This is a genomic window from Occallatibacter sp., assembly GCF_049802275.1.
In the GTDB taxonomy this organism is placed as follows: Bacteria; Acidobacteriota; Terriglobia; order Terriglobales; family Acidobacteriaceae; genus Telmatobacter.
In genome coordinates this window covers 1-5,178 of record NZ_JBARMD010000041.1, presented here as the reverse complement: position 1 = coordinate 5,178, position 5,178 = coordinate 1, and the positions used below count along the sequence as shown (strand labels likewise).

Annotated in this window: 4 protein-coding genes; 2 read left to right on the top strand and 2 right to left on the bottom strand. The window is 59.8% G+C overall.

Features of this window, described 5'->3' with window-relative positions; genetic code table 11:
* The coding region (locus tag WA354_RS01220) for a CTP synthase (protein WP_472811187.1) at nucleotides 1–841 on the bottom strand (841 nt) is incomplete at its 3' end.
* Between the two features lie 320 nt (nucleotides 842–1,161).
* The gene (locus WA354_RS01215; RefSeq protein WP_472811186.1) at nucleotides 1,162–2,136 is read right to left on the bottom strand and encodes an NAD(P)-dependent alcohol dehydrogenase; all 975 of its coding nucleotides are present in this window, start codon (nucleotides 2,134–2,136) and stop codon (nucleotides 1,162–1,164) included.
* Between the two features lie 166 nt (nucleotides 2,137–2,302).
* On the opposite strand from WA354_RS01215, the gene WA354_RS01210 reads away from it, so the two are divergent.
* Both WA354_RS01210 and WA354_RS01205 read left to right on the top strand, forming a co-directional pair.
* Nucleotides 2,303–3,301 carry an aldo/keto reductase gene (locus tag WA354_RS01210; RefSeq protein WP_472811185.1) on the top strand — a complete coding sequence of 333 codons (999 nt, stop codon included), beginning with the start codon at nucleotides 2,303–2,305 and terminating at the stop codon, nucleotides 3,299–3,301.
* 118 nt (nucleotides 3,302–3,419) lie between these two features.
* On the top strand, nucleotides 3,420–5,178 hold a 1,759-nt coding region (locus WA354_RS01205), incomplete at its 3' end, for a S9 family peptidase (protein ID WP_472811184.1).

The following is a 5,178-nucleotide window of genomic DNA, read 5'->3' as shown; positions in this document are numbered from 1 at the left end:
CGAGATCCTTCCACTTGCTTAAGTCCGCTTCGGGAGCTTCCTTGTGCAGGTACTTGAGAATCAGCCCGTCCAGCCCTTCCTGCGCAAAGTTCAGCGGCACCTCGTAAATCGAAGGAACCGTCGTCGCTCCGATGACCGCCCGCTCCTCCACGTTGCAGAATGCGGCAATTTTCTGTCGCATCTCGCGGCTCAGGTTTCGGTCGCTCCGGCAGAGCAGCACATCCGCCTGAATCCCGATCGAGAGCAACTCCTTCACCGAGTGCTGCGTCGGCTTTGTCTTTAATTCCTGCGCGGCCGCAATCCACGGCACCAGCGTGAGGTGGACGAATACTGTGTTTTCGCGCCCAAGTTCCTGACGCATCTGGCGAATCGCTTCGAGAAATGGCAGCGACTCGATATCGCCCACCGTCCCGCCGATCTCCACGATGGTTACGTCGTGGCCGTTGGACGAAACCTTCCGCATCGCATTCTTAATTTCATTCGTGACGTGCGGAATCACCTGCACCGTCTTGCCCAGGTAGTCCCCGCGCCGTTCCTTCAGAATGATCTGCTCGTAGATCCTTCCCGTGGTGAGATTGTTGTCGCGCGAAAGCGGAGCATGCGTGAAGCGCTCGTAATGCCCCAGATCCAGGTCGGTTTCCGCGCCGTCGTCGGTCACAAAGACCTCGCCGTGCTGGAAAGGCGACATGGTTCCTGGATCGACGTTGAGATACGGGTCGAACTTCATCATGTTTACGCGAAGGCCGCGGCTCTCGAGCAGGCAACCGATCGATGCGGCCGCAAGGCCCTTGCCTAAACTGGACACAACTCCGCCCGTTACAAAGACATACTTTGCCGACATCGCTGCAACCTCACTATTCAATTGTTGGGTTTGGCCGTACCTGGTGGGCACAATCAAGTATGTCAGAAAATGGGCCCCGATTGAACCACAAAATGGACACCAACGTGCTTCGAGTTCGAGGGTGCTTGCATAACTGTCAACTTTGACAGGCGCTTAGGACTTCGCGCAGAACGTGATGCCCTACTGCCGTGTGTGCTTCTCTTGTGGAAAACCACTGTGATCCCAAACACACTGCGCAGGCTCCGTCGAATCCCATTCGCGATCTGTTGATCGGCCGCGCAAGTTCTAGCTTCGTGACCGATCCGGCTTGCTCAGCTTTCTCATTCCAGAGAAATCACAACCTTGCCCCGCGCGTGCCCCTGCTCCTGATAGCGGATTGCCTCTGCCACTTCGCTCAGCCCAAACTTCCTGTCGATCACGGGAGAGACTCTCCCCGACCCCATGAGTTCGCTCAGTGTGGCCAGATCTTCCTTGCTTCGTTTCGCCATGATCCCGAGTAGCCGCTGGCGTGTAAACCACCCCAGCACGAGCGGCTTGATCATCCCGGCGAGGAGATGACTCACCGGCGTCTCCGGGCCGCCGCCACCGCATGCAATAAACGAGCCGCGCGGACTAAGGACACGCCGAAATGCCGGCAGCGTTCTGTTTCCGACAAGGTCGAAAATCACGTCGTAGCACTCGTCCCTGGTGATGAAATCTTCGCGGGTGTAGTCAACCACCTCATCGGCGCCTATTTCACGCACGAGAGCCACGTTGCGCGTGCTGCAAACGCCGGTCACTTTCGCGCCCATCCACTTGGAAATTTGCACCGCAAACGTGCCTACGCCGCCGGCGGCACCGTTGATCAGCACTGTCTGCCCGGGTTGCAGCTTTGCCCTGTCCCGCAGTGCCTGGAGCGCCGTTAATCCAGCGATCGGCACCGCAGCTCCCTGCTCAAAACCCATATTGTTCGGCAGCAGGGCAACGGCAGACACAGGAGCACAAACATATTCCGCGAAAGCTCCGTCGACAGCGCCGAATACACGGTCCCCGGCCTTGAGACCGTTGACGGCTGCGCCTGCCGATTCCACTTCCCCTGCCATATCTACGCCGAGTCTCGTTCGCTTCGGCCTGCTCAACCCGGCAAACAAGCGCAGAAAGCCCGGCACGCCCCTCATAAAATGCCAGTCAAGCGGGTTCACTGCCGCAGCATGAACTTTGATCAGGACTTCGTTGTCGCCTGGAGTCGGCTTTGGTACTTCTTCCAGTTTCAGCACGTCAGGCGGCCCGTATTTGCGGTACACAATTGCTTTCATCGCGATCCCTGCCTTGCACGACAAGCGAAGGATAGTCCCTCTTCGTAGATAATCGGTGCGCGCCGTCACCTCCCGGGCTGCTCCACCCGTTGCATCATCACACCGGTTGAGCACCTTGCCGCATCTCACCGGCAGGCTTACCATGCCGCACGGAGAGGTTTCCGCCATGACCACAGCATCCGCCATCCAGCCGCGCAAACTCGGCCGCACCGGCCCCGCAGTCTTCCCCATTTCTCTTGGATGTATGGGCATGAGTGGCATGTACGGACCCGCCGACGAACCGGAATCCCTCGCCACCATCCACGCCGCCATCGACGCCGGCGTCACCCTCATCGACACGGGCGATTTCTACGGCATGGGCCACAACGAGATGCTCCTCGGCCAGGCTCTGCGCTTCTTCCGCGAGAAGGTTCTCATCTCCGTCAAGTTCGGGGCCCAGCGCGCACCCGACGGCGCGTGGCTCGGCTACGATGCGCGTCCTGCCGCAGTCAAAACCGCCCTGGCTTATTCGCCCAAGCGTCTCGGCGTCGACCACATCGATATTTACCGCCCCGCGCGCCTCGATCCCAACGTTCCCATTGAAGACACCGTTGGAGCCATCGCCGACATGATCAAGGCAGGCTATGTCCGCTACATCGGCCTGTCTGAGGTCGGACCCGAAACTATCCGCCGCGCCACCGCTGTTCACCCCATCGTTGATCTGCAGATCGAGTACTCGCTCATCAGCCGCTCGCCCGAGTCCAAGATCTTTCCCGTCCTCGATGACCTCGGCATTGCCGTTACCGCCTACGGCGTCCTTTCGCGCGGACTTCTCTCCGGTTCCACCAACCGCGGCCAAGGCGATATCCGCAACCGCTTCCCTCGTTTTGCCGACCAGAACCTTGCACAGAATCAGAAAATCGTTGCGCGTCTCGCTGAGATTGCAACCGGCAAGGGCATCACCCAATCCCAACTCGCCATTGCCTGGGCCCTTGCCAAAAGTCCCTTCATCATTCCGGTCATCGGTGCTCGCACCTGTGCCCAACTCAGCGAAACCCTGGCCGCACTCGAAGTCAGGCTCACATCTGAAGAGATTACAGCCATCGAGACCGCCGTTCCTGCCGACGCAGCCGCCGGCACGCGCTACGACGCCCACCAGATGCAGGTTCTCGACAGCGAAAAATAGCCGCTCCTCAAACCGATATCAGGGCGGTGATTCAGGATGAGTGCCCATCATTCAGGACGGCTACTCCAGGAACATTCAACATCCATTTCAACTTGCTTTCGCCTGATAGCATTTCTTCATGTTCAGGATTCCCCTTCGCACTGCCTTTGAGGCGACGGTTTCGTGTGGCGCCTGTTTCTTGTTTGCCGTTGTAACTGCCGCGCCAATCTATGCCCAAGACACTCCCGCGCCGGGCACATCCGATCGCGCTCACGTTGAAGAAGTTCTGCGTGGTTTGAACCGCGGGCGCAACTTCGGACAGGTAGCCATCTCTCCTGATGGAAGCAAGCTGGCGTGGATTGAGGGCGGCCGCGGGGGAGGCGAGATTCGTGTCGCTTCGCCTAACGATCTCGGCAAGAGCGAGCATGTCACGGCGGCAACCTCTGCCGATCAGCACTGCCGCGAGGGCGAATTCGCATGGGCACCCGATTCGAAGAGCTTTGCCTTTTTCTCAGACTGCGCCAGTTCTGCGGACCACCAGGTGGATCTGTATCTCTCCCGGCTCGACGGGACTCCCGCGAAACGCCTGACTGCCCTGAAGGGGATTCCGCAAGCCCCGGCGTTCTCTCCGGATGGCAGCAAGATCGCGTTCCTCTACGTCGAAGGTGCAACCCGCCCTGCAGGTGCGCTCGCTGCCATGAAACCCCCGTCAGGCGTAATCGGTGAAGATGGCGTGGAAGTGCAGCGCGTGGGCATGGCCAGCGTGAACGCAGCGACGGCTCCCCCCCGCGTCGTGACGCCTGCCAATCTGCATGTCTACGAGTTCAATTGGGCACCGGATTCCAAAGGCATTGCCTACGTCGCAGCTAACCCGCCAGGCGAGAATAACTGGTGGGTAGCCAAGCTCTATACCCAATCACTTGACAGCCAGCCCAAGCCAATCCTGGCTCCGGAAGACGTATCCGGTCCGCTACATGGGCTGCAGATCGCCGTGCCCCGCTGGTCTCCTGACGGCAAAACCATTGCCTTCATCGGCGGTCTGATGAGCGATCAAGGCTCCACCGGCGGTGACGTTTGGATCGTCCCTTCTGCCGGCGGCCAACCGCGCGATCTCAGCCAGGGACGGCCCACATCTCCCGCCTGGATTGAATGGGGTGGCGACGACCATCTTTTCGTCACCGAACTCGCGGGCGGCAACACCCAGTTAATCCGCTATCGCTTAACCGGCGATCGCACCGGAGACGGGCCGGTGACATTTGGCTCTCCCATCTTCAGCATTCCCGGCAGCGTGGGCGATGGGCGGATGGAGATGAGTCTGTCTTCCACGGCTGACCGCTCCATGTTTGTCTTTGGCGCCAGCACTTTCGCGCATCCTCGCGAAATCTACGGGGCCAAGCCAGGCACGGTTATGACATCCGGTCTAGAAGGCGTAATGCAGCTTTCGCACTTCAATGACGACATCAAGCCTGCCTGGGGCGACGCCGAATCGCTGAGCTGGAAGAGCGGCGGATTCCGCGTGCAGGGCTGGTTGCTGCTGCCCAAGGACTACGATCCGAACAAGAAGTATCCGCTGATTGTCGAGGTCCATGGCGGCCCGGCAGCTGCAGTGACAGCCCGCTGGGGCGGAGGCGGCGGACTCAGTTCCACTGCCTTTTCGGCGCTCGGCTATTTCGTTCTCCTGCCCAATCCGCGCGGCAGCTACGGGCAGGGTGAGGAGTTTGCGCAAGCGAACCGCAAGGACTTTGGCTATGGCGACCTGCGCGATATTCTAGCTGGCGTTGACACCGTTTTAGCCAAATATCCGGTTGACCCCCAGCGCGTGGGAATTACGGGTTGGAGCTATGGCGGATTCATGACCATGTTCGCCGTCACCCAGACCAACCGCTTCAAGGCGGCTG

Coding starts and splice junctions, on each gene's coding strand:
- WA354_RS01215 (WP_472811186.1), bottom strand. CDS start 2,136: ATGAAAGCAATTGTGTACCGCAAATACGGGCCGCCTGACGTGCTGAAA.
- WA354_RS01210 (WP_472811185.1), top strand. CDS start 2,303: ATGACCACAGCATCCGCCATCCAGCCGCGCAAACTCGGCCGCACCGGC.